Source organism: Salmonella sp. SAL04157, assembly GCF_046551635.1.
In the GTDB taxonomy this organism is placed as follows: Bacteria; Pseudomonadota; Gammaproteobacteria; order Enterobacterales; family Enterobacteriaceae; genus Salmonella; species Salmonella enterica.
This window is the reverse complement of the sequence record NZ_JBGDVS010000004.1, coordinates 195,940-216,577: the sequence shown is the minus strand read 5'-3', so window position 1 is coordinate 216,577 and position 20,638 is coordinate 195,940. Positions and strand designations below refer to the sequence as shown.

The following is a 20,638-nucleotide window of genomic DNA, read 5'->3' as shown; positions in this document are numbered from 1 at the left end:
AGACTGATATCCATCGTGGGGTTAGCGCTGTTCCACGGGGGCGTTTTATCTCTTTTTCTTCAATAGGTTAGCTTTTTTATGCTGTAGTGAGGCTGGTTGTGGTCCAATCGTATGCGTTAGTCTTAAAGAAAAAGAAGTTAGACCTTTATATCGCGATTGTGATTCTCATTACATTATCTTAATTTGCTGTTTTTTGTTGATTTTTTGATGTTTTTTATTTGTTTTTATTTTTATAACAGATTGATTTTTAAAATATTTTTTTATTGGTTTGCTTAATTTTGAATTTTTTATTCGTTTGATAGAATTAATGGCTATTAAACGAATTTTTATCGTTGTTTTTTGTTGTTTTAATGTGAAATTTGACCATTTGGTCCACTTTTTATCGTTCCAGTCACCTTTTTTCGAACTCAAGGAAGCGCAAGCGTTTTCTATCGTCACTTAGTTGATCTTTTTGCCTCTTAAATAGGATAACTTACTTATAATGTGCAAAATAACATAAAAAACACCCTCTTTAAGTTGACTTTTATCCGGCTTAACTTCAGAATGCCGCCGTTTGCCAGAAATCCACGGGTAAGCAAATTTGCATTGCTTCATACTGACTGAATGAATTAATATGCAAATAAAGTGAGTGAATATTCTCTGGAGGGTGTTTTGATTAAGTCAGCGCTATTGGTTCTGGAAGACGGAACCCAGTTTCACGGTCGGGCCATTGGGGCAACGGGTTCGGCGGTTGGGGAAGTCGTTTTCAATACTTCAATGACCGGTTATCAAGAAATCCTCACTGATCCTTCCTATTCCCGCCAAATCGTCACTCTTACTTATCCCCATATTGGTAATGTCGGCACCAATGAAGCCGATGAAGAATCTTCTCAGGTACATGCACAAGGTCTGGTAATTCGCGACCTGCCGCTGATTGCCAGCAACTTCCGTAACACAGAAGACCTCTCTTCTTACCTCAAACGGCATAACATTGTGGCGATTGCTGATATCGATACCCGCAAGCTGACGCGTCTGCTGCGTGAGAAAGGTGCACAGAACGGCTGTATCATTGCAGGCGATAGCCCGGATGCGAAGCTGGCGCTGGAAAAAGCGAAAGCATTTCCTGGACTGAACGGTATGGATCTGGCGAAAGAAGTGACCACGGCGGAAACCTACCGCTGGACGCAGGGGAGCTGGACGCTGAAAGACGGTTTACCGGAAGCGAAATCTGAGGATGACCTGCCGTTCCACGTGGTGGCCTACGATTTTGGCGCCAAGCGCAACATCCTGCGTATGCTGGTGGATCGCGGCTGCCGCCTGACGGTGGTGCCAGCGCAGACCTCTGCTGAAGAGGTGCTGAAAATGAACCCGGACGGCATCTTCCTGTCGAACGGCCCTGGCGACCCGGCGCCGTGCGACTACGCCATCGAGGCGATTAAGAAATTCCTCCAGACCGACATTCCGCTATTTGGCATCTGCCTCGGCCATCAACTGCTGGCGCTGGCGAGCGGTGCGAAGACCGTTAAGATGAAGTTCGGCCATCACGGCGGCAACCATCCGGTAAAAGATATGGACAGAAACGTGGTGATGATCACCGCGCAGAACCACGGCTTTGCGGTGGATGAAGACTCGCTGCCAGCCAACCTGCGCGTGACCCACAAGTCGCTGTTCGACGGCACCCTGCAGGGCATTCACCGTACCGATAAACCGGCGTTCAGCTTCCAGGGCCACCCGGAAGCCAGCCCCGGTCCGCACGATGCTGCACCGCTGTTCGACCACTTTATCGAGCTTATTGAGCAATACCGTCAGTCCGCGAAATAATCAGGAGTAATAAGAGCCATGCCAAAACGTACAGATATAAAAAGCATCCTGATTCTGGGCGCGGGCCCGATTGTTATCGGTCAGGCGTGTGAGTTTGACTACTCCGGCGCTCAGGCGTGTAAAGCGCTGCGCGAAGAGGGTTACCGCGTCATTCTGGTGAACTCCAACCCGGCCACCATCATGACCGACCCGGAAATGGCCGATGCCACCTACATCGAGCCGATTCACTGGGAAGTGGTGCGCAAAATCATTGAAAAAGAGCGTCCGGATGCGGTGCTGCCGACCATGGGCGGCCAGACAGCGCTGAACTGCGCGCTGGAGCTGGAGCGGCAGGGCGTGCTCGAAGAGTTCGGCGTCACCATGATTGGCGCCACCGCCGACGCCATTGATAAAGCCGAAGACCGTCGTCGCTTCGATATCGCGATGAAGAAAATTGGTCTCGACACCGCGCGTTCCGGTATCGCGCACACTATGGAAGAAGCGCTGGCGGTTGCCGCTGACGTGGGCTTCCCGTGCATTATTCGTCCGTCCTTTACCATGGGTGGCACCGGCGGCGGTATCGCTTACAACCGTGAAGAGTTCGAAGAAATCTGCGAACGCGGTCTGGACCTCTCGCCAACCAACGAGCTGCTGATTGATGAATCGCTGATCGGCTGGAAAGAGTACGAGATGGAAGTGGTGCGTGATAAAAACGACAACTGCATCATCGTCTGCTCTATCGAAAACTTCGACGCAATGGGTATCCATACTGGGGACTCGATCACCGTGGCCCCGGCACAGACGCTGACCGACAAAGAATACCAAATCATGCGTAACGCCTCGATGGCGGTACTGCGTGAAATCGGCGTCGAAACCGGCGGTTCTAACGTCCAGTTCGCAGTGAACCCGAAAAACGGTCGTCTGATCGTTATCGAAATGAACCCGCGCGTCTCCCGCTCCTCGGCGCTGGCGTCGAAAGCCACCGGTTTCCCGATTGCCAAAGTGGCCGCCAAACTGGCGGTGGGTTACACCCTTGACGAACTGATGAACGACATCACCGGCGGGCGTACTCCGGCCTCCTTCGAGCCGTCCATCGACTATGTAGTTACTAAAATTCCGCGCTTTAACTTCGAGAAATTTGCCGGTGCCAACGACCGTCTGACCACCCAGATGAAATCGGTTGGTGAAGTGATGGCGATTGGCCGCACGCAGCAGGAATCCCTGCAAAAAGCGCTGCGCGGCCTGGAAGTGGGCGCTACCGGCTTCGACCCGAAAGTCAGCCTCGACGACCCGGAAGCGCTGACCAAAATCCGCCGCGAGCTGAAAGACGCGGGCGCCGAGCGTATCTGGTACATCGCCGATGCTTTCCGCGCAGGCTTGTCTGTGGATGGCGTGTTCAACCTAACCAACATCGACCGCTGGTTCCTGGTGCAAATTGAAGAGCTGGTGCGTCTGGAAGAGAAAGTGGCTGAAGTCGGGATTACTGGCCTCAACGCCGACTTCCTGCGTCAGCTCAAGCGCAAAGGGTTTGCCGATGCGCGTCTGGCGAAACTGGCGGGCGTGCGCGAGGCGGAAATCCGCAAGCTACGCGACCAGTATGACCTGCATCCGGTCTACAAACGCGTGGATACCTGCGCGGCGGAATTCGCCACCGATACCGCCTACATGTACTCCACTTATGAAGATGAGTGCGAAGCGAACCCGTCCGTTGATCGCGATAAAATCATGGTCCTCGGCGGCGGCCCGAACCGTATCGGCCAGGGCATTGAGTTTGACTACTGCTGCGTCCATGCCTCGCTGGCGCTGCGCGAAGACGGTTACGAGACCATCATGGTCAACTGTAACCCGGAAACCGTCTCCACCGACTACGACACTTCCGACCGTCTGTACTTCGAGCCGGTGACGCTGGAAGACGTGCTGGAAATCGTGCGTATCGAGAAGCCGAAAGGCGTGATTGTACAGTATGGTGGCCAGACGCCGCTGAAGCTGGCGCGCGCGCTGGAAGCGGCAGGCGTGCCGGTTATCGGCACCAGCCCGGACGCCATCGACCGCGCGGAAGACCGTGAACGCTTCCAGCATGCGGTTGACCGTCTGAAGCTGAAGCAACCGGCCAACGCCACCGTCACCGCCATTGAACAGGCTGTCGAAAAAGCGAAAGAGATCGGCTACCCGCTGGTAGTACGTCCTTCTTACGTGCTGGGCGGTCGGGCGATGGAAATTGTCTACGACGAAGCCGACCTGCGTCGCTACTTCCAGACCGCAGTCAGCGTCTCTAACGATGCGCCGGTACTGCTGGACCGCTTCCTTGATGATGCGGTTGAAGTGGACGTGGACGCTATCTGCGACGGCGAAATGGTGCTGATTGGCGGCATTATGGAGCACATTGAGCAGGCTGGCGTACACTCCGGCGACTCCGCCTGTTCCCTGCCAGCCTACACGCTGAGCCAGGAAATTCAGGACGTGATGCGCCAGCAGGTGCAGAAGCTGGCTTTCGAGTTGCAGGTGCGCGGCCTGATGAACGTGCAGTTTGCGGTGAAAGACAACGAAGTCTATCTGATTGAAGTCAACCCGCGTGCGGCGCGTACCGTACCGTTCGTCTCCAAAGCCACCGGCGTGCCGCTGGCGAAAGTAGCGGCGCGCGTGATGGCCGGCAAATCGCTGACCGAGCAGGGCGTGACCCAAGAAATTATCCCGCCGTACTACTCGGTGAAAGAAGTGGTGCTGCCGTTCAACAAATTCCCCGGCGTTGACCCGCTGTTAGGGCCAGAAATGCGCTCTACCGGGGAAGTGATGGGCGTCGGTCGTACCTTCGCGGAAGCGTTCGCCAAGGCACAGTTGGGCAGTAACTCCACGATGAAGAAACAGGGCCGTGCGCTGCTCTCCGTTCGCGAAGGCGACAAAGAGCGCGTGGTGGATCTCGCGGCCAAGCTGCTGAAACAGGGCTTTGAGCTGGATGCCACTCACGGTACGGCGATTGTGCTGGGCGAAGCCGGTATCAACCCGCGTCTGGTGAACAAGGTGCACGAAGGTCGTCCGCACATTCAGGACCGCATCAAGAATGGCGAATATACCTATATCATCAATACCACCGCAGGCCGCCGCGCGATTGAAGACTCCAGGGTGATTCGTCGTAGCGCGCTGCAGTATAAAGTGCATTATGACACCACGCTGAACGGCGGTTTTGCAACGACGATGGCGCTCAATGCCGATGCCACCGAGAAGGTAACCTCGGTGCAGGAAATGCACGCGCAGATCAAAAAGTCGTAAATAAAGAGTCCGGTGGATATTGCTCTAACCGGACCTGTAATATAATTCTGAAAGGGTTTCTGTAAAGAAACCCTTTTTTTATCTTGCGTAAGGTCATTCCTGGAGAAGTCCGTTTCCGTAACCACATTTTCTATGTAATAAGCACGATATTGCTCACACTAATCAATATTTAAGTCGCATACTATCTTGCATATCCACAATTTTAATATGGCTTAGTTTTTATTAGTTTGGACAGGCCGTAGCCAGATTTTTAATTTGTGAAATGGTGTGCTTATGTGTGAAAAATATGTTGAAAGACCGCTTTATTTGTTAATTGCTGACTGGATGATGGCAGAGAACCGATGGATCACGGCCAGGGAGATTTCCCGTCAATTTGATATTGAACACTGCAAAGCAATTAATACGCTCTCCTATATTCTGTCAGAAGTGGGAGAAATTGTTTGTGAAGTGAAGATGATCCCTAACCAGATTGCAGGACGAGGCTGCCAGTGCCAGCGTCTGGTGAAAGTCGTGAGTATCGACTCTCAACTCTATCGCCGATTGAATCATAATTTGCAGGAAAGAAAAGTGAGCGTGGCGAAAGCGCCGCGACTGTCTGCCGTTCCCCCCACAGAGCTAAACCGTGAGCAGAAATGGCAGATGATGCTCTCCAAGAGTATGCGTCGATAATTGTCTGTTTACCTGCTGGCGGGGTAAACGGTAATTGACGCGTAGGCCGGATAAGCGTGAGCGCATCCGGCATCAATTACTGTGCTGATTTTGGCTTCACGTCCGTCGTGCCTTTCAGGCGCGGTCGGTTTTCTTCGACCTGCGTTAACGGCTTCGTTTCAGATAACCCCGTTCGACAGCGGACCGCAAGATCCTGATATTCTTTGGTGTTGAGGCGTTTCCAGTGCAGCTCCTGATCCGTAACCTGGCGTAGTATGCGCGCCGGTGAACCCACCAGCAGTTGCCTTGCCTCACCCTGAAATCCGGCTTTGACAAAACTCATGGCGGCGACAATGCTCTCTTCGCCAATCACTGCGCCGTCCATAATGACGCTATTCATGCCGACCAGGGCGTCCCGTCCCACCACGCAGCCATGTAGAATAGCGCCGTGGCCGATATGGCCGTTTTCATGCACGATGGTATCGGTATCGCAGTAGCCATGCATAATGCAGCCATCCTGCAGATTAGATCCTGCCTCCAGGATCAGGCGACCATAATCCCCACGCAATGACGCGAGTGGGCCAATATAAACACCAGCACCCACGATGACATCGCCAATCAGCACGGCGCTGGGATGGACAAACGCGTCCGGGTGCACCACCGGGATCAGTCCTTCAAAGGCGTAATAGCTCATGGTTGTACCTCGGTTTTTTTGCCGGATGGCGGCGTAAACACCTTATCCGGCCTACGGTTGCGCATGTGCTGTAGGCCGGATAAGCGAAGCGCCATCCGGCATAGTCACATTAACGACCCTTCCACACCGGATCGCGTTTTTCGGCAAATGCCTGCGGTCCTTCGAGCGCATCTTCTGAATGCAGTACCGACGGATAATGCTTCAGTACGCCGCTGCGGATGTAGCGGTAGCCTTCTTCTACCGGCATTTCGCTGGTCGCGCGATAAATCTCTTTCAGCGCCGCGATAGCCAGCGGGGCGCTATTGACCAGTTGTTGCGCCAGTTCGCGCGCGCTCTCCATCAGTTCGCTCTGGCTGACAACGCGGTTCACGATCCCCCAACGCAGCGCTTCTTCGGCGCTCATTCGTCTGCCGGTCATCACCATTTCGTTGACGATAGCCGGTGGCAGCAGCTTAGGCAGACGCAATACGCCGCCGCTGTCAGGCACGATGCCGAGCTTTGCTTCCGGCAGCGCGAAGCTGGCGTTTTCGGCGCAGACAATAAAGTCTGCCGCCAGCGCCAGCTCAAAACCGCCGCCAAACGCGTAGCCGTTCACCGCGGCGATAACCGGCTTATCGAGGTCAAATATTTCGGTTAAACCAGCAAAGCCGCCGGGACCAAAATCGGCATCCGGCGCTTCACCTTCCGCTGCCGCTTTTAAGTCCCAGCCAGCAGAAAAGAATTTCTCACCGCCGCCGGTAATGATTGCTACGCGTAATTCCGGATCGTCACGGAAATTAAGAAAAGCTTCACCCATTGCAAAGCTGGTTTTGGCGTCAATGGCATTCGCTTTAGGTCGGTCGAGGGTAATTTCCAGGATCGGGCCGTTACGGGTCAGATGTAATGACTCACTCATAGTTCATCTCCAGATAAATAGTTTTCCGGCGGGAGGGATTCCTGCCGGAAGGTTTATTTCAGATTTTTTTTGATTATTTTTCCTGAACAGTTGCGCGGCAGGTCAGTTCTGATCTCCATAAAAGAGGGAACCTTGAATTTCGCCATATTGTTTTCGCAGAAGCTGAAAAACTCGGCCTCGCTTAATGTTTCACCTTCATTAAGGACGATAAACGCTTTAATGGCTTCATCACGGATCGCATCTTTAATACCGACCACCACAATGTCCTGAATTTTCGGATGTGCAGAAATAATATTTTCCAGCTCGACGCAGGAGACATTTTCTCCGCCACGTTTAATCATGTTGCAGCGTCTGTCGACAAAATAGAAATAGCCATCCTCATCCTGGTAACCCGAATCACCGGTATGTAACCAGCCCTCTGGTTCCAGCGCCCTGGCGGTTGCTTCCGGCTGCATGTAATACTCTTTGAAGATAGTCTTGCCGGGGATGCCTTTAATACAGATTTCGCCAATTTCTCCGGCGGGCAGCGGGCGATTTTGATCGTCGCGAATTTCAGCTTCATAGCTAAAACCCACGCGACCAATGGAAGGCCAGCGCCGTTTGTCTCCGGGACGGTCGCCAATAATTCCGACAATGGTTTCAGTCATACCGTAGGAGGTCAGCAGCCTGACGCCAAAGCGTTCGGTAAAGGCGTCTTTTTCCTGCGCGGATAGATTGAGATAGAACATCACTTCGCGCAGATGATGCTGCCTGTCCGTTGGTGCGGAGGGCTGAACCATCAGCGTGCGGATCATCATCGGAATGCACTCGGTCACCGTCGCCTGATATTTACGTACCTGATCCCAGAAGGCCCTGGCGCTGTACTTTTCCAGGAGCACAAAGGTGCTGCCGGCGGAAAAGGCTGGCATTGCGGCGGTACACTGGCAGTCGATATGAAAAGCGGGCATCACCGTCATGTACACGTCATCATCGCGCAGGGCGATTTGCCAGGCAGAGTAGTAGCCTGCAAAACGCAGGTTATAGTGGGTAATCACCACCCCTTTTGGACGCGAGGTGGTACCGGAGGTAAACAGAATTTCCGCCGTATCGTCAATGGATAACGCGGGCGTATAGCACAGCGTGGCCGACTGGCGTGCTTGTAGTTGGGTAAAGTGGCTCACGCCATCGTCAGCCGGAAGCTGCTCGCCAATCAGACAGATATGATTAAGCGGAGTGCTATTGTCCTGGCGTATTTCACGGTACATAGGATAAAACTGGGCGCTGGTAACCAGCAGACTCACCTGGCTGTTTTGCAGGATCCAGGCGCTTTCTTCGCCCAGTAAGCGGGCATTAATCGGCACCATAATGGCGCCGATTTTTGCCAGTCCAAACCAGCAAAAGATGAATTCCGGACAGTTATCCAGATGCAGCGCGACCCTATCACCCTTGCGGATCCCTAAGGAGTAAAAAAGGTTCGCCGTGCGGTTAATCTCTTCATTGAGCGAAGCATAGCTAAACTGCCGAACGACTCCCTCACAGGATTCGAAAATTAACGCCGTTTTATCTCCGTACACCCCGGCCAGGTCGTCCCACATCTGACGTAAGTTTTGTCCGCCAACGATATCCATATTGCTTTATCCACTGAAATCAGGCGTGAGCGCTAACCGGAAAACCGATTAGCGCATCGCGTTTAATCCTCAACTTTGGCCAGGCCTTTGCCGACCAGTTCCTTAATATCTGCTTCGCTATAACCAATGTTTTTCAGAATGGCGGCGGTATCCATGCCGTGTGACGGCATGCCACGCCAGATTTTCCCCGGGTTGTTTTTAAATTTCGGCATGATGTTCGGCCCCTTACAGGTGCGACCGTCCATTGTTTGCCACTGAGTAATCGATTCGCGGGCAACGTACTGCGGATTACCTTCCAGTTCCGGAATGGTGAGCACCTTCGCACAGGCGATATTCAGCTCAGCAAAACGCGCCTGAACGTCGGCGATGGTATGTGCTGCCAGCCAGGCGTCCAGTTTCTCTTCGACGAGCGGGCCGTAAGGGCATTCCACGCGATGGATGAGCTGCGTGCCTTCCGGAACTTCTGGCGTACCGAGAATGTGGGCCAGGCCAATATCTTTAAAACACTCGTTGATTTGCGTGATGCCGACCAACTCCATGACGATGTAACCATCGGCGCATTTATACAGGCCGCAACCGGCGTAGTAGGGGTCTTTCCCTTTCGTCATACGTGGACAGATTTCGCCGCCGTTGAAGTAGTCCATCATGAAGTACTGACCCATGCGCAGCATCACTTCGTACATCGCGATATCGATGCTTTCACCTTTACCCGTTTCGCGTACTTTGTGCAGGGCCGCCAGCGCGGCTGTCGTCGCGGTCATCCCGGAGAAGTAATCGGCGGTATACGGGAAGGCTGGCATCGGCTGATCAACGTCGCCGTTTTGGATCAGATAACCACTGAATGCCTGCGCGATGGTGTTATACGCCGGAAGATTGGTGTACTCCTCGGTACCAAACTGGCCGAAGCCGGAAAGGTGGGCGATAACCAGTTTCGGGTTATGTTCCCACAGCACTTCATCGGTAATACCGCGGCGGGCAAAGGCCGGACCTTTACTGGCTTCAATGAAAATATCGGTGGTTTCCATCAGCTTCAGAAACGCTTCCCGGCCTTCATCTTTGAAAATATTCAGCGACAGGGCGTGCAGGTTACGGCGTGAGAGCTGCGGATAGTTAGGCTGCACGCGGATGGTATCGGCCCATGCGACGTTTTCAATCCAGATAACCTCAGCGCCCCACTCGGCGAACATCTGTCCGGCGAACGGACCGGCGATTTCGATTCCTGAAAAAACAACGCGTACCCCAGCAAGCGGGCCAAAGGTTGGCATTGGTAAATGATTCATCATTTTTCTCCTGGCATTTTTTGCGGTATGTAGGCCGGATAAGCACAGCGCCATCCGGCATGATTGCCTGATGGCGACGCCCCGCGTCTTATCAGGCCTACAAGGGATCGATTAGCGGTATTGCTTGAGTACCGCACGACCCAACGTCAGGATCTGCATTTCGTCAGAACCACCAGAAACACGGTCAACGCGCAGGTCACGCCAGAAACGCGTGATGCGGTGGTTGCCCGCGATACCAACACCTCCCAGTACCTGCATGGCGGTGTCTACCACTTCAAACGCGGCGTTGGCGCAGAAGTATTTGCACATTGCTGCGTCGCCGGAGGTAATCGTGCCGTTATCTGCTTTCCACGCGGCTTCCAGCAGCATATTTTTCATGGAGTTCAGTTTGATCGCCATATGCGCAAACTTCTCCTGAATCAGCTGGAAACGACCAATAGCTTCACCAAACTGCACGCGTTGATTAGCGTAACGCGCAGCGTCTTCAAAAGCGCACATTGCGGTACCGTAGTTGGTCAGCGCGACGAGGAAGCGCTCATGGTCAAACTCTTCTTTCACGCGGTTGAAGCCGTTACCTTCCCGACCGAACATGTCTTTTTCGTCCAGTTCAACGTCATCAAAGGTGATTTCACAGCAGCTATCCATGCGCAGACCGAGTTTCTCCAGTTTGTTGACCTTGATACCCGCTTTGCTCATGTCCACAAACCACTCGGTGTAAACCGGTTTATCCGGCGATGCACCGTCTCTCGCCATGACCACGATGTACGGGGTATAGGCGCTACTGGTGATAAAGCACTTACTGCCATTGAGATAAACCTTACCATTTTTGCGTGTATAAGTGGTTTTCAGACTACCAACATCCGATCCCGCTCCCGGTTCGGTGATAGCAGAGTTCCACATCTGCTTACCGGTGCCCCGGAACGCCATGATTTTATCAATTTGCTCCTGAGTCCCTTCACGCAGGAAAGTGTTAAAACCTCCCGGCAATTGGTACAACACGTAAGTTGGCGCGCCAAGACGTCCCAGTTCCATCCAGACGGCGGCGACGGTAACAAAACCCGCTTCCAGACCGCCGTGTTCTTCCGGGATCAGCAGGCTATCAATACCCATATCCGCCAGCGCTTTTACAAAACGCTCAGGGTAGACGCTGTCACGATCGCACTCGGCAAAATAAGCTTCCCAGTTCTCACTGGCCATCAGTTCGCGAATACCGGCGACAAACAGCTCCTGTTCGTCATTTAAGTTGAAATCCATCTTTCAGCCTCTTGATCAATTGGGTTAATAAGAATTACTTGTCTTTCCAGTGCACTTTGGCGTCTTTAATAAAGGACAGCGTCACCATAATGTTGACGAAGAACAGCGGGCATCCTCCGGCGATAATCGCGGTCTGAATCGGCTTCAACCCACCCAGCGCCAGCAGAACGATACCGATGATGCCGACCAGCACCGACCAGCCGATACGCACTAACAGAGGCGGCTCTTCACCATCGCGAACTTCACGACAGGTCGACATCGCCAGGGTGTAAGAGCAGGCGTTAATCAGCGTGACGGTGGCAATAAAGCAGAGGATGAAGAAGCCCCACATGGTGGCGGTGCTGAGCGGCAAGGCGGCCCAGGTTTCGATAATGGCGCGCGCCACGCCGTGTTGTTCAATCAACTGCGGAATGTTGAGGATGTTTTTATCCATCAGCAGCAGCGTGTTGCTGCCCAGCACTGTCCACAGGATCCAGGTAGACGCGGTCAGACCCATCACCATCCCGAAGCACAGTTCACGTACGGTACGACCACGGGAAATACGGGCCAGGAAGATACTCATCTGGATGGCGTAAATAACCCACCACGCCCAGTAGAAAACGGTCCAGCCCTGCGGGAAGCCGCCTTTACCGATGGCGTCGGTATAGAACAGCATCCGTGGCAGGTGCATTAACAGCATCCCGACGGAGTCGGTGAAGTAGTTCATGATGAAGCTGGCGCCGCTGACGATAAACACCCAGCCGAGCATCAGGAAGCTCAGGTAACTACGCACATCGCTGGCGATTCTGACCCCTTTTTGCAGGCCGCAGGCCACGCAAATCGCGTTCAGAATGATCCAGCAGGTAATGATGATGGCATCCAATTGCAGCGTATGCGGAATACCGAACAGCCATTGCATACACTCGGTGACCAGCGGGGTAGCCAGACCGAGGCTGGTGCCCATCGCGAAGATCAGCGCCACCAGGTAGAAGTTATCGACGATGGTACCGAACAACCCTTTCGCATGCTTTTCACCGACGAGCGGTACCAGCGTGGAGCTGGGACGGATGACATCCATCTTGCGTACAAAGAAGAAGTAGGCGAAGGCCACGGAAAGGAAGCTATAGGTTGCCCACGGTAGCGGCCCCCAGTGGAACAGGCTGTACGCCAGACCTATCTCTTTCGCGCCGGTGGAGTTTGGTTCCAGGCCAAACGGCGGGGTGGAGATATAGTAGTAGATCTCAATAGAGCCCCAGAACAGAACCGCAGCGGATGTACAGGAGGCGAACATCATGAAAATCCAGCTGGCGGTGCTAAACTCCGGTTTTTCGTCACCTAATCTCTTTTTGGCATAGGGGCCAAAAACCAGCCAGAACCAGCCGAAGAGCATGACGACCATATACCATTCAAATGCCCAACCCCAGACGTTGGTGACATAACTGAATACCGCATTAATAACGACGTTAGCGGCATCAAGATCTCTGACTGTTAGCCAGCAAAGTATCCCGACAATTATTAATGGCGGAAAAAAAACCTTCGGTTCAATTCCCGATTTTTTCTTTTCATTTTTCATAAGTGAATTCCAGTGTGAAAACGAAATTTATTTAGCGTGCCAGTCCATGAACGTTTGTTTATTTATTATTAATGATTTGTTGATAAGTTTTTAACCTCTGGGACGCCTCAATGAGTAACTCATGATGGGTATTCACTTCGGGTGATTCTGTTATCTTCGTCACACTTTTTTGCGTTGATTATTTTGTGTCTAAATTTTGATTTTTGCTTTATTTATCAATTTGTTGGTTGTTGTTTTTTAACTTTTTTAAGTATCTGACGTTCAATATTGTTGAGCCAGCAAACAATATTGAAAATTTTCATATTTGGCATATTTCTTTCAATATTGGTGAGGTGCGTAACACTATTGAAAGTTACGAATATCAATGTGTGACATTTTCAATATTGGTGATTAAGGTTTTATTTCCGAATTAAAGAGCGTGATATCTGTATTTAACACCGCCGATATAAATACGTTTCCTTCATGATTTCTGGAGATGCAATGAAGATAATTACTTGCTACAAATGCGTACCTGATGAGCAGGATATTGCGATTAATAATGCTGACGGAACACTCGATTTCAGCAAAGCGGATAGCAAAATCAGCCAATATGATCTGAATGCAATTGAAGCTGCTTGCCAGTTAAAACAGCAGTTGGGAGACGCTCAGGTTGTCGCCATGAGCGTTGGCGGCAAAGCGCTGACTAATGCAAAAGGGCGCAAAGATGTCCTCTCTCGTGGCCCTGATGAACTGATTGTGGTCATTGACGATCAATTTGAGCAGGCGCTGCCGCAACACACCGCTACCGCGCTGGCCGCTGCCGCGCAAAAATCAGGTTTCGATCTGCTTATCTGCGGCGACGGTTCTTCCGATCTTTATGCTCAGCAGGTTGGTTTGCTGGTGGGCGAAGCGTTGAACATTCCGGCGATTAACGGCGTGAGTAAGATCCTCTCTCTTACCGACAGCACATTGACGGTAGAACGCGAACTGGAAGATGAAGTTGAAACGCTGAGCATCCCGCTCCCGGCGGTGATCGCGGTTTCCACCGACATTAACACCCCACAAATCCCTTCGATGAAAGCCATTCTTGGCGCGGCGAAAAAACCGGTTCAGGTCTGGTCGCCTGCGGATATCGGGCTGAACAGCGTACCCGCGTATTCCGCACAACAGGTTGCCGCACCGAAGCAGCGCGAGCGTCAGCGTGTGGTGATTGAAGGTGACGGTGAAGAACAAATCGCCGCGTTTGTCGAGAATCTGCGCAAAATCATTTAATTATCAGGGGATGTTATGAACAAATTTTCCAGTGTCTGGGTATTCAGCGATACCCCTTCTCGTCTGCCCGAACTGATGAGTGGCGCGCAGGCTGTAGGTGAAAAAGTTAACGCGTTCGTACTGAACGAAGCGGATAGCGCGACAGCATGTCACTTAGGCGCGGATCATGTCTGGCTGCTCAGCGGCAAACCAGAAGACCGCATGATCGAAGACTACGCTGCTGCGATGGCTGAGACTATTCGTCAGCATAGCGAGGGCGGCGCGGTGCTGCTGCCGAATACGCGTCGGGGCAAGCTGTTGGCGGCAAAGCTGGGCTATCGCTTGTCGGCTGCGGTTTCCAACGACGCCAGCGACGTCGCCCTGCAGGATGGAAAAGCGGCGGTTAAACATATGGTCTACGGCGGTCTGGCGATAGGGGCAGAGACCATCGCTTCGCCGTTTGCCGTGATCACACTCAGCAGCGGAACGTTTGACGCACAACAACCGGATGCTTCCCGCAGCGGCGAGATGCATACCGTGCAGTGGCAGGCTCCGGCCACTGCCGTGACCCGCACCGCAACCCAGGCGCGTCAGAGCAACAGCGTTGACCTCGACAAAGCGCGTCTGGTGGTCAGCGTGGGACGCGGCATCGGCAGCAAAGAGAATATCTCGCTGGCCGAAGCGCTGTGCCAGACGATTGGCGCCGAGCTGGCCTGTTCCCGCCCGGTGGCGGAAAACGAGAAGTGGATGGAGCACGAGCGCTACGTCGGTATCTCCAACCTGATGCTCAAGCCTGAACTGTATCTGGCGGTGGGGATCTCCGGGCAGATCCAACACATGGTCGGCGCCAACGGCGCGCAGACGATTTTCGCCATCAACAAAGATAAAAACGCGCCAATCTTCCAGTATGCGGATTTTGGCATCGTTGGCGATGCGCTGAAGATCCTGCCTGCGCTGACGGCTGCCTTAGCGCGATAAACCATTTCGGGCAGGATGCGAAGGTATCCTGCCGCTGACAGGAGTACGTATGTCCGAAGATATCTTTGATGCCATCATCGTGGGTGCAGGTCTGGCCGGTTCGGTTGCGGCGCTGGTGCTTGCTCGCGAAGGTGCACAGGTGCTGGTTATCGAGCGCGGCAATTCTGCTGGCGCGAAGAATGTCACCGGTGGGCGCTTGTATGCACATAGCCTGGAACGCATCATTCCCGGCTTTGCGGATCAGGCCCCCATTGAACGCATGATCACCCACGAAAAACTCGCCTTTATGACCGACAAAGGGGCGATGACGATGGATTATTGCAACGGCGAGGACGCCGCATCGTCGCAGGTTTCTTATTCCGTTTTGCGCAGTAAATTTGACGCCTGGCTGATGGAGCAGGCCGAAGAGGCGGGGGCGCAACTGATCACCGGTATTCGCGTCGATAACGTCGTTCAGCGTGATGGCAACGTCGTGGGCGTGGAAGCCGATGGCGATATTCTGGAAGCCAAAGTCGTAATCCTCGCTGACGGGGTGAATTCTCTGCTGGCTGAAAAGCTGGGCATGGCCAAACGCGTTGAGGCATCGCATGTTGCTGTCGGCGTGAAGGAACTGATCGAATTGCCGAAGTCGGTCATTGAAGATCGTTTCCAGTTACAGGGCAACGAAGGTGCCGCCTGTCTGTTTGCCGGAGCGCCGACCGATGGTCTGATGGGCGGTGGCTTCCTGTATACGAATGAAACAACCCTTTCCCTGGGGCTGGTCTGTGGACTTCATCATCTGAAAGACGCGAAAAAATCGGTCCCGCAAATGCTGGAAGATTTCAAACAGCATCCGGCAGTTGCGCCGCTGATCGCCGGTGGCAAGCTGGTGGAATATGCCGCACACGTTGTACCCGAGGCGGGAATGAATATGCAGCCTGAACTGGTGGGCGATGGCGTACTGATTGCCGGGGATGCTGCCGGCATGTGTATGAACCTCGGCTTTACCATCCGGGGTATGGATCTCGCCATATCCGCAGGCGAAGCGGCGGCGAAGACGGTGCTTTCGGCGATGAAGCGCGACGATTTTAGCAAGCAATCGCTGGGGGAATACCGTCAGCATCTGGACGAAGGTCCGATGCGCGATATGCGCATGTATCAGAAACTACCAGCTTTTCTTGATAATCCCCGCATGTTTACCGCCTATCCCGAAATGGCGGTCAATATCGCGCGTGACCTGTTCACCGTGGATGGCTCCGCTCCGGTGCCCATGCGTAAAAAAATCCTGCGCCATGCGAAGAAAGTGGGCCTCATCAACCTGATGAAAGATGGCCTGAAAGGAGTGACCGTATTATGACATCTCCCGTCAATGTGGACGTCAAACTGGGCGTCAATAAGTTCAATGTGGATGAAGATAGCCCGCACATCATTCTCAAAACCGATCCTGATAAACAGGCGCTGGAGGTGCTGATTAAGGCCTGTCCGGCGGGACTGTATAAAAAGCAGGACGACGGTAGCGTTCGTTTTGATTACGCCGGGTGCCTGGAGTGCGGAACGTGCCGGATCCTCGGCCTTGATACGGCGCTGGAAAAATGGGAATACCCGCGCGGGACGTTTGGCGTGGAGTTCCGCTACGGCTAATAAGTACGAAGTTGTGCCCCCGTTGGCCGGATAAGATGCGGTAGCGTCGCCATCCGGCAATCATGTGGCGCCAATGCCGGATGGCGGCGGAAACGCCTTATCCGGCCTACAGATGACGCTTTGCCCGTGTTGAAACAGGACATCACCATGCCGCAGCCCAGGAACTTTGACGACCTTAAATTCTCCTCCATCCATCGCAGAATTATGCTGTGGGGAAGCGGCGGCCCGTTCCTTGATGGCTACGTGCTGGTGATCATTGGCGTGGCGCTGGAACAACTGACGCCGCTATTGCACCTTGATGCTGAATGGATTGGCGCGCTCGGCGCGGCTACGCTTGCCGGACTGTTTATCGGCACCTCGTTGTTTGGCTATATTTGCGATAAAGTCGGGCGGCGTAAAATGTTCCTGCTTGATATTATCGCTATCGGCGTTATCTCCGTGGCGACCATGTTTGTTTCCACGCCGCTTGAATTGCTGGTGATGCGCGTTTTAATTGGCATTGTTATCGGCGCGGATTACCCTATCGCCACTTCCATGATTACGGAGTTTTCCAACACCCGCCAGCGTGCGTTCTCCATCGGTTTTATCGCCGCGATGTGGTACGTCGGCGCGACCTGCGCCAACCTGGTGGGTTACTGGCTGTATGACATGGAAGGCGGCTGGCGCTGGATGCTTGGCAGCGCCTTTATCCCGTGCTTAATCATTTTGATTGGCCGCTTTGATCTGCCGGAATCGCCACGCTGGCTATTGCGAAAAGGACGGGTAAAAGAGTGCGAACAAATGATGATCAAACTGTTCGGCGAACCGGTCTGCTTTGACGATGAGCCGCCGCAGGAGACCCGCTTCCTGCAACTGTTTAATCGCCGTCATTTCCCGTTTGTACTGTTCGTTGCGGCTATCTGGACCTGTCAGGTAATCCCGATGTTCGCTATCTATACCTTTGGGCCGCAGATCGTCGGGTTACTCGGCTGGGAGCAGGGGCGCAACGCGGCGCTCGGCAATGTGGTGATTAGCCTCTTTTTTATGCTGGGCTGTATACCGGCGATGTTCTGGCTAAACAGTATTGGCCGTCGCCCTCTGCTTATTGGCAGCTTCGCCATGATGACTATCGCGCTGGCGCTGCTGGGGCTGGTGTCAAATCTGGGCATCATACTGGTCGTGGTGGCGTTTGCGGTATACGCCTTCTTTTCCGGCGGGCCGGGCATACTGCAATGGCTTTATCCTAATGAACTCTTCCCGACGGATATTCGCGCTTCGGCCGTGGGGGTCATCATGTCATTAAGCCGCATCGGAACCATTGTCTCCACCTGGGCATTACCGATTTTTATTACTCGTTACGGCATTAATAACGTCATGCTGATTGGCGCGTTGATTTCGTTAGTCGGGCTTGGCGTATCGGTGATGTTTGCCCCGGAAACTCGCGGCTTGACGCTAACACAGACCGGAAACATGACTTTGCGCGGAACGCCATCGGATAACCCTCGTTAAGAGTGTTCTGCATTTCTCCCTACTTTTCGCCAATAACGCTACAGTTAACAGTCACATGCTAAAACAACTGAAAAGCAGGGAGAACACCATGCAAAAACGTCTTATGACCGCACTGTTTACCGCAGCAACACTATTCACCGTCGCAGGATGCTCTTCTAACCAGGCGGTTGAAACCACGGATGGCAAAACTATTGTCACCGACGGGAAACCCGAGGTCGATAACGATACCGGTATGGTGTCTTACAAAAACGCCGCCACCGGGAAAACCGAACAGATTAACCGCGATCAGCTGAAAAATATGAGCGAGCTGGATAATTAATTCAATTTTTTCTGATTAGCCGCTCAATAATATTCTCTCTTTATGCGCATCCATTTATTCCCATGCGAATAAATGGATGCCTGAACAGGCAGGGACGCCGGAAAACGTCGAAATACGTTAGACCATTCGCCCGTGTTCCCGCTTTCCCCACCGCGCTGTCCGCTTACATGAGGTTACACTCATCGACATTTCTCTGAACAGCGGCTCAACATTTCCCGGAAAAAAACATATCGCAGGGCATTTATCCTTATGATTAGGTATAAATGATGAGGTATAAGGAACAGGAGTCTGTAATGAAACTGAAACTAATACCTTTTTATTTGCTCGCGCTATTTTCTGCCGCCTCCGGGGCTACGGAGATAAACGCCTGCAAAGACCTGATCGGAACATGGAAAACCACGGCAGATAACCCGCCTTATACCATGACAATATTGCCGCCAGTAGAAGGCTGCGGGGAAAAATGTGTGAAACTGAACGTGCAGTATGAACTTGACGTGACTCACCGCAACGCGCTTTATTGTCATGAAGGACAAGAGGGGGTAAAAGGGCAGGGACCCATGGTGATAGCATTTGAAGGGGCGTATGGTGGACACGCTATTGGAACCTATAACCGACAGCTGCAATTACTGTGGGCTGGCGTAATACCGAAAAATAAAAAGGGGAAATGGATAACGAAAATGGAAAATTACTGGTTCAGGCAAGTAAAAGCGCACTAAATATTATCTTAAAACAGCCCGCAAAACCGTCTTACTCTCGAAGGGCTTACTGTCTGCGCGCGCCCATTCCAACGGCTTGCCTGCCCCGGATGAACTGTTGATAAAAAAGAGGGCCAGCATCTGTTTCCAGACGGCCCTGAGTGGATTGTGACGTAACATGGCACCTTGCTGGCGCTCTCTTATTATTTCATGCCTGTGCCCTCGTTATGGCGCAATCAGAGCTTTATTTCGTCGCATCGTTATAAACTTCGGCAACGGCTTCAAAATTCGGACCATGCTCACGTGCAGCGATAATATGGTAATATTTTCCGCCTTTCGCATCGGCTAATGCTGACAGTTTTTCGCGTAGATCAGAGGGTGAGGAAATCTGCCCGCCACTCTGGGACACATTTATGGTGCCGACCTTAACCAGTTTGAAGTGGCTGATTTCTTGCTTAGAGACCTGCTCTGCCGCAAGTGTGCTGAATGAAGCAACCGTTGCCAGTAATGCGGCGGCAATAATGCGTTTTTTCATAGTTCTGTTCCTGTTGCATTGATGATAAGGTTTGCGCAATATCAGTAATCCGTAACGAAATTATTTATACCCTTCATACTTCAGGTTGCTTATGGGTTGGCTACGGATTACTCGGCCCACCTATGGGCCTCGCCCTGACGGGCCGTCGCACGCGACATTCAAATCTGCTCCCGGCAGATTTGTCGCTCACCTCAGTCACATAATTATCTATGCTCCTGGGGACTCACTCCCTTGCCGCCTTTAAGCAACTCGAATTATTTTGGGTAATAACCTCGGTTGATTATCTGAAAATAGCCTTATTTGGTGTGACCGTCTTATATCTTGTTATAGTCACCTCTTTATGTTGTTGTCAATGTAAAATAATGCACTGCCAGCTAAAAAGAAACTTAACCCCCTGTAAATAATAGTTTTTATATTATTTCTTTTAATGGCGTAATTTTTATTGAATCACGCGGCAATACGCTAGTTTTATTCATAAGCAACATAACAGAATTGAGTTATGTTTTAATTTCCCAGAGTGATATTACCGGTTGTATGTCTATGGTTACGCGGCCTGTTACTGATAGTGTTTCTTTCGGGGGGATTTTATTGTAGCGGCATAGGGTAATCACCGTAGCTGAAGGGAAAAGGCGCGAACACAGAGCTATAGAGTATGTTTAATAATGTATTTTTTTATGAAGTAATGTCTGCAGTTGTATCTCTAAAATAAAAAAAATGAACTTTTCATCTAAATAATTTTTCAGTGAATTATGGTTATTTATTAATATATTTCTAATTTGAAATACAAATCAATTTAT

At 52.2% G+C, this 20,638-nt stretch carries 18 protein-coding genes; 10 read left to right on the top strand and 8 right to left on the bottom strand.

Annotated features, from left to right (window positions below; translation table 11 throughout):
• Positions 1–168: 168 nt before the first annotated feature.
• A complete protein-coding gene (locus tag ACLJRE_RS10780) occupies positions 169–438 on the bottom strand; it encodes a hypothetical protein (RefSeq protein WP_023212451.1) in 270 nt (89 codons plus the stop codon).
• 213 nt (positions 439–651) lie between these two features.
• On the opposite strand from ACLJRE_RS10780, the gene carA reads away from it, so the two are divergent.
• From carA to caiF, 3 genes are all read left to right on the top strand, one after another.
• Positions 652–1,800, top strand: a complete 1,149-nt coding sequence (gene carA / locus ACLJRE_RS10775; protein WP_000597273.1) for a glutamine-hydrolyzing carbamoyl-phosphate synthase small subunit — start codon at positions 652–654, stop codon at positions 1,798–1,800.
• Between the two features lie 18 nt (positions 1,801–1,818).
• A complete protein-coding gene (gene carB, locus ACLJRE_RS10770; protein ID WP_001126323.1) occupies positions 1,819–5,046 on the top strand; it encodes a carbamoyl-phosphate synthase large subunit in 3,228 nt (1,075 codons plus the stop codon).
• Positions 5,047–5,319: 273 nt separating this feature from the next.
• Positions 5,320–5,715: a carnitine metabolism transcriptional regulator CaiF gene (gene caiF / locus ACLJRE_RS10765; RefSeq protein ID WP_000333324.1), complete on the top strand. Its 396-nt coding sequence runs from the start codon at positions 5,320–5,322 to the stop codon at positions 5,713–5,715.
• 76 nt (positions 5,716–5,791) lie between these two features.
• On the opposite strand, the gene caiE is transcribed toward caiF, so the two are convergent.
• The 6 genes from caiE to caiT form a co-directional block, all read right to left on the bottom strand.
• On the bottom strand, positions 5,792–6,388 hold the full coding sequence (gene caiE / locus ACLJRE_RS10760; protein ID WP_000122860.1) for a carnitine operon protein CaiE: 597 nt from the start codon (positions 6,386–6,388) through the stop codon (positions 5,792–5,794).
• Between the two features lie 109 nt (positions 6,389–6,497).
• Positions 6,498–7,283 carry a crotonobetainyl-CoA hydratase gene (gene caiD, locus ACLJRE_RS10755; RefSeq protein ID WP_000004378.1) on the bottom strand — a complete coding sequence of 262 codons (786 nt, stop codon included), beginning with the start codon at positions 7,281–7,283 and terminating at the stop codon, positions 6,498–6,500.
• 53 nt (positions 7,284–7,336) lie between these two features.
• A complete protein-coding gene (caiC, locus tag ACLJRE_RS10750; protein ID WP_000355822.1) occupies positions 7,337–8,890 on the bottom strand; it encodes a crotonobetaine/carnitine-CoA ligase in 1,554 nt (517 codons plus the stop codon).
• Positions 8,891–8,952: 62 nt separating this feature from the next.
• A complete protein-coding gene (caiB, locus tag ACLJRE_RS10745) occupies positions 8,953–10,170 on the bottom strand; it encodes an L-carnitine CoA-transferase (protein ID WP_001016206.1) in 1,218 nt (405 codons plus the stop codon).
• Positions 10,171–10,281: 111 nt separating this feature from the next.
• Entirely contained in the window at positions 10,282–11,424 is a 1,143-nt protein-coding gene (caiA, locus tag ACLJRE_RS10740; RefSeq protein ID WP_000347134.1) for a crotonobetainyl-CoA dehydrogenase, read from the bottom strand.
• A 34-nt stretch (positions 11,425–11,458) separates the two neighbouring features.
• Positions 11,459–12,976 carry an L-carnitine/gamma-butyrobetaine antiporter gene (gene caiT / locus ACLJRE_RS10735; protein WP_000787073.1) on the bottom strand — a complete coding sequence of 506 codons (1,518 nt, stop codon included), beginning with the start codon at positions 12,974–12,976 and terminating at the stop codon, positions 11,459–11,461.
• A 480-nt stretch (positions 12,977–13,456) separates the two neighbouring features.
• Here caiT and ACLJRE_RS10730 point away from each other — a divergent pair, with 480 nt between their 5' ends.
• From ACLJRE_RS10730 to ACLJRE_RS10700, 7 genes are all read left to right on the top strand, one after another.
• Positions 13,457–14,227: an electron transfer flavoprotein FixA gene (locus tag ACLJRE_RS10730; RefSeq protein ID WP_000692185.1), complete on the top strand. Its 771-nt coding sequence runs from the start codon at positions 13,457–13,459 to the stop codon at positions 14,225–14,227.
• Between the two features lie 15 nt (positions 14,228–14,242).
• On the top strand, positions 14,243–15,184 hold the full coding sequence (locus ACLJRE_RS10725; RefSeq protein WP_001032188.1) for an electron transfer flavoprotein subunit alpha/FixB family protein: 942 nt from the start codon (positions 14,243–14,245) through the stop codon (positions 15,182–15,184).
• Between the two features lie 49 nt (positions 15,185–15,233).
• Positions 15,234–16,520, top strand: a complete 1,287-nt coding sequence (locus ACLJRE_RS10720) for an FAD-dependent oxidoreductase (protein ID WP_023212450.1) — start codon at positions 15,234–15,236, stop codon at positions 16,518–16,520.
• The gene (fixX, locus tag ACLJRE_RS10715) at positions 16,517–16,804 is read left to right on the top strand and encodes a ferredoxin-like protein FixX (protein ID WP_000203736.1); all 288 of its coding nucleotides are present in this window, start codon (positions 16,517–16,519) and stop codon (positions 16,802–16,804) included. The genes ACLJRE_RS10720 and fixX overlap by 4 nt, the downstream gene beginning before the upstream one ends.
• A gap of 147 nt (positions 16,805–16,951) precedes the next feature.
• Positions 16,952–18,292 carry an MFS transporter gene (locus ACLJRE_RS10710; RefSeq protein WP_001136169.1) on the top strand — a complete coding sequence of 447 codons (1,341 nt, stop codon included), beginning with the start codon at positions 16,952–16,954 and terminating at the stop codon, positions 18,290–18,292.
• 88 nt (positions 18,293–18,380) lie between these two features.
• A complete protein-coding gene (locus ACLJRE_RS10705) occupies positions 18,381–18,611 on the top strand; it encodes a YgdI/YgdR family lipoprotein (RefSeq protein ID WP_001172089.1) in 231 nt (76 codons plus the stop codon).
• A gap of 299 nt (positions 18,612–18,910) precedes the next feature.
• Positions 18,911–19,327 carry a hypothetical protein gene (locus ACLJRE_RS10700; RefSeq protein WP_000767274.1) on the top strand — a complete coding sequence of 139 codons (417 nt, stop codon included), beginning with the start codon at positions 18,911–18,913 and terminating at the stop codon, positions 19,325–19,327.
• 223 nt (positions 19,328–19,550) lie between these two features.
• On the opposite strand, the gene srfN is transcribed toward ACLJRE_RS10700, so the two are convergent.
• Positions 19,551–19,841, bottom strand: coding sequence for a DUF1471 family virulence protein SrfN (gene srfN, locus ACLJRE_RS10695; protein WP_000745957.1), 291 nt, complete (start codon positions 19,839–19,841; stop codon positions 19,551–19,553).
• Between the last annotated feature and the right edge of the window lie 797 nt (positions 19,842–20,638).